This window comes from Acidimicrobiia bacterium (assembly GCA_029210695.1).
Classification (GTDB): Bacteria; Actinomycetota; Acidimicrobiia; order Spongiisociales; family JAHEDJ01; genus JAHEDJ01.
In genome coordinates this window covers 1-3,868 of the sequence record JARGFH010000122.1, presented here as the reverse complement: position 1 = coordinate 3,868, position 3,868 = coordinate 1, and the positions used below count along the sequence as shown (strand labels likewise).

The 3,868-nt window shown below is 60.0% G+C and carries 5 protein-coding genes; all 5 read right to left on the bottom strand.

The window, feature by feature from the left end; translation table 11 throughout:
- Nucleotides 1-257 precede the first annotated feature (257 nt).
- The 5 genes from P1T08_18420 to P1T08_18400 are packed head-to-tail and all read right to left on the bottom strand — an operon-like array spanning nucleotide 258 to nucleotide 3,756.
- Nucleotides 258-887, bottom strand: coding sequence for a cysteine hydrolase (locus P1T08_18420; GenBank protein MDF1598051.1), 630 nt, complete (start codon nucleotides 885-887; stop codon nucleotides 258-260).
- Nucleotides 888-913: 26 nt separating this feature from the next.
- A complete protein-coding gene (locus P1T08_18415) occupies nucleotides 914-2,140 on the bottom strand; it encodes a CoA transferase (GenBank protein MDF1598050.1) in 1,227 nt (408 codons plus the stop codon).
- Entirely contained in the window at nucleotides 2,133-2,294 is a 162-nt protein-coding gene (locus tag P1T08_18410) for a hypothetical protein (GenBank protein ID MDF1598049.1), read from the bottom strand. The genes P1T08_18415 and P1T08_18410 overlap by 8 nt, the downstream gene beginning before the upstream one ends.
- A gap of 35 nt (nucleotides 2,295-2,329) precedes the next feature.
- A complete protein-coding gene (locus tag P1T08_18405) occupies nucleotides 2,330-3,490 on the bottom strand; it encodes an alpha/beta fold hydrolase (protein MDF1598048.1) in 1,161 nt (386 codons plus the stop codon).
- Between the two features lie 20 nt (nucleotides 3,491-3,510).
- On the bottom strand, nucleotides 3,511-3,756 hold the full coding sequence (locus tag P1T08_18400) for a hypothetical protein (GenBank protein ID MDF1598047.1): 246 nt from the start codon (nucleotides 3,754-3,756) through the stop codon (nucleotides 3,511-3,513).
- Nucleotides 3,757-3,868 lie beyond the last annotated feature (112 nt).

The window sequence follows — 3,868 nt, the reverse complement described above, 5'->3', positions numbered from 1 at the left end:
ACAGAGTGACCAAAACCCGGCCCGGGGGGTCAATTTTCAACCGGTGCCAGGGGGTCAATTTTCAGGCGGTGTTGACATATTCGACAACGTGATGAGCGCATCTCCAGACGTACTAGCCCGATTCACCGCTATCTCTTCTGGAGAATGAGCTTGATCGGTCGTATCGTCTGACACTTGAGAAACGAGAGGGCCTCGTCCACGATTGGGACGGGGCCCTCTTGAATTCTCGGTAGGTTGGTGGTCGGACTCATCCCAGGCTAGAACGATGGATGTTTTGCGGTTAGGCGACTGGAAGCGGCACGAACCTCTTCGGATGTGACGACTCGTCCGAAGCCACTCCGTGCATCCTCGAGAGCCTGCAGATGCGCTGCCTCAGAGTGGGCGATCATGCAATCTGACACCAACGTTGTCCAGTAATCTCTGCAGAAGGCCTCCCGAGCCGTCGTTGAGACGCAGACGTTGGTGGCGATGCCGGTGAAGACGATCGATTCGATCCCTTTGGAGCGAAGGATCAACTCCAGGTTCGTCCGCAAGAAAGCGTTGTATCGATGCTTGGTGACCACGGCATCGCCCGGTTCGGGAGCGATTTCCGGATGGAACTCCGCACCTAGGGTCCCCTCCCGGCAGGTCTGGGAGCGGTGCGGCCGCGTGGAGTAGCGGCTACGCCACACAGCTGAGTCAGTATGTTCGCTGTGGACCGCTCGCGTATATACGACCGGGTATCCTGCGCCCCGCATCTCACTGAGAAGCGCACGTAGTCGAGGGATCATGCTCTCTGCAGCGGGAAACTCCCGCGGGTCGCAGAAATCGTTCTGGACGTCGACCACCATTACGGCCGTAGTGGTCGGATCCAGCACAGTCGCAAGGGGAGGAAGGGTCTTGATCATGGCTGTGCTCCTGTCGTTGCTCGTGGTCACGCGATGATGGAGGCGTTTCTGAGTTCTTGCAGGCGCTGCGGCCCGAGACCGAGCAATCCACCGAGCACCTCATCGGTGTGTTCTCCCAGAAGAGGCGGTGGTCGACGTATCGACGCAGGCGTCAGACCGAAGTCAACCATTGGACCTACAAGGCGCGTAGGGCCTGCCGTAGGATGCTCAATCTCGTGAATCAGGCCAAGAGCATCCACCTGTGGATCCGCCAGCGCCTGGGAGATGTCGTTGATCGGTGCCACCGGGACGTCTGCGTCTTCCAACCGTGTCAACCAGTATTCGACCGTGTTTTGAGCGACCCGATCGCTGATGAGGTCGATCAGTGCGTCACGATGGGCAACACGATCCGCGTTGCTACGAAAGCGCGGATCATCCATCAGCGATGGCATCTCCAGAACGTCACACATCTTGCGCCAGAACTGCTCATTCGGAGCGCCTATCATGATGTAGCCGTCGGCCGCAGCGAAGGCCTGGTACGGAACGATTGAGGGATGCCCGCTGCCCCAGCGCCCCATGATTTCGTCAGCCATGAGGTAGTTCGTGGCGGCGTTGATGAGCGTCCCGATCTGCGTTGCGAACAGCGAGAGGTCGATGCGCTGCCCGAGTCCGGTACGGTGCCTCGCCAGGAGAGCGGCGCTGATTGCTCCCTGGGCAGCGATTCCCATGGCAACATCCAGGATCGCCACCCCAGGCTTCACGGGCTCTCCGGCAGGCTCGCCTGTGATACTCATCAGACCTCCGAGAGCAATGATGAGCGCGTCGTAGCCCGGCTGGAACTGGCGTGGACCTCCAAGCCCGAATCCCGTCATCGAGCAATACACGATTCCTGGAGCGACGGAACGCAGATCGTCGTAACCGAGCCGTAATCGATCCAACGTCCCGGGGCGGAAGTTTTCAACTACGACGTCGGCGGACTCGGCCAAGCCAAGAACCAGCTCGCGACCTTGATCGGTGCCGAAGTCGATGGCGACGCTGCGCTTGTTGCGGTTGACCGTGAGAAAATAGACGCTCTCGCCGCCAACGAACGGTGGCCCCCATCTCCGGGTATCGTCGCCGGTACCCGGCCGCTCGATCTTGATTACGTCGGCTCCATAGTCGCCCAGAAGCATCGAGCAGTACGGTCCGGCAAGGACACGGGTGAGGTCGAGGACGCGGATGCCGGCCATCGGCCCGTCCGCTAGGTCCGTTGCTCGGTCGCTGGGCTCACTCATAGGCGGTTGCTTCCTTCCTGTCTCCGTCTTCTCGCCACGGTCGGAACGGAGATTGATCTCGGTAAGGGCCCGCCCCACCCTTCGTGACCAGCGTCGCTCGCCGGTGGTCCACGTCGTAGCGGCCGTTGAGGGCGTCCAGGATCCAATCCACCATGAAGTGAAGATTGTCGATACCTAGTGGTCTGTCTGCTATTTGATGACCGGGGTAGGCAGTGCCACGAACCCTGCCACAGCGGGGATCGTCCGGCAGGAGACCAAGTCACCAAATCCGCGACGGACCACTAGAAGACCCGGGACGTCACGATAGGAGTGGAATTGATCCTCCAGAATCCACAACTCCTTGGGACCGGCGAGTTCATCGAACACCGCTTCGACTTCATGCAGGGTGGTTAGCGGGTCGAACTCCCCAGCCGATATCAAGGTGGGACACATGATCTTGGAGCCGTGACCGAGGATCACCATGCGCTCTGCCATTCGGTCGAAACGGGCCTCGTCATCCTCACCGGCCATCATCATGAAGATCTGTTTGAACCTTGGAGACGCCCGCTCGAAAATTGCCCGTTTGTCTCCGAAGCAGACCGCGTCCACCGCCACCGCTTTGACTCGTGGGTCGCGTGCTGCTGCACGTAACGCCCAGAGAGATCCGAAGCTCCGTCCGATCACCGCAATACGTTCGGGATCGACCTCCGGAAGCTCGAGCAACAGATCAAGCGCGGCAGAGATGGCCCGCTCGTAGTTGTCGTCGGTGATATGGAGCCCTCGCAAAGTGCTCTCCCCCTGGCCAGGTCCATCCATGCTGAATACGTGGACACCGTGCGGCATGAACACCTCAGCCAGCGGACCGATGCCGGACGTTTCCTTTGTTCCGTCCATACCCGGAATGAACAGAATCATGGGCCCCTTCTTCCTTCCCGGCTGGAGATGGAGGTGAGCCGGCATCGACGCGGCCTCCCAGGGAACCTCGATACGCTCGATAGGGTGCGGTGACAAGGCACGGACACGAGTGTTACAGGCGATCGCGCGGTCGAACCAGTACCGTTTCTCGTCGAACCGCTCCGGGTCGAAAATGCTGTGTTGGGCATCGACGTATGACCTGACCGCGTCTGCGTATGCAGTGAGCGCGACGTGCCGATGCCCAGCCGCTTCCGCGTCACGCGCCAGTTGCTCCGAGCGCAGCGCCCGTTGACCGACGATCTTGGAGATCATGACATGACTGCGTACCTCGGCCGGAAGGATGCGCGTGTCAGGCTCAAAAGTCTGCGCCCGTCCGGTGGTCTTGATCAGGTAATCGAGAATCCACTGCTGATTGTCGCGTCGGCGGGGAAGATCCATGTTGTCAATCACTTCCACGGGGAGTCTCTCGTCTCATCCTAGGTTTCGAGGAGTTCCGCCGGAAAGAGCTCTTCAAGTTGAAGCGGTCGCTCGAGCAAACCGTCGGCGACGGAGCGGTTGATCGCCGTTCGAATCGCGGCTGCGTTGGCGGAGACGCCATAGGGGAAGGGGTCTTCGCCGAACTCCCGATCCTGCTCCTCGAAGTGCAAGTGGGAGAACAGCAGTGAATTGAGGCGAAGCAGGTCGCGGGTCGCGTATGCGGTTTGTTTTGCGGCCTCGAACATATCAAACAATTCACGAGGCAGGGCCGGACGTCGACCTGTATCGCCCTGGGATTCTTGGAGACTCTTTACCTTGGAAGCGAGGATGGAGTTATGTCAAAGAAACTGCAGGCGC

Excerpts from the sequence above, each read along its gene's own strand:
- P1T08_18400 (MDF1598047.1), bottom strand. The coding sequence starts at position 3,756 with ATGTTCGAGGCCGCAAAACAAACCGCATACGCGACCCGCGACCTGCTT.
- P1T08_18420 (MDF1598051.1), bottom strand. The coding sequence starts at position 887 with ATGATCAAGACCCTTCCTCCCCTTGCGACTGTGCTGGATCCGACCACT.
- P1T08_18410 (MDF1598049.1), bottom strand. The coding sequence starts at position 2,294 with ATGGTGGATTGGATCCTGGACGCCCTCAACGGCCGCTACGACGTGGAC.
- P1T08_18415 (MDF1598050.1), bottom strand. The coding sequence starts at position 2,140 with ATGAGTGAGCCCAGCGACCGAGCAACGGACCTAGCGGACGGGCCGATG.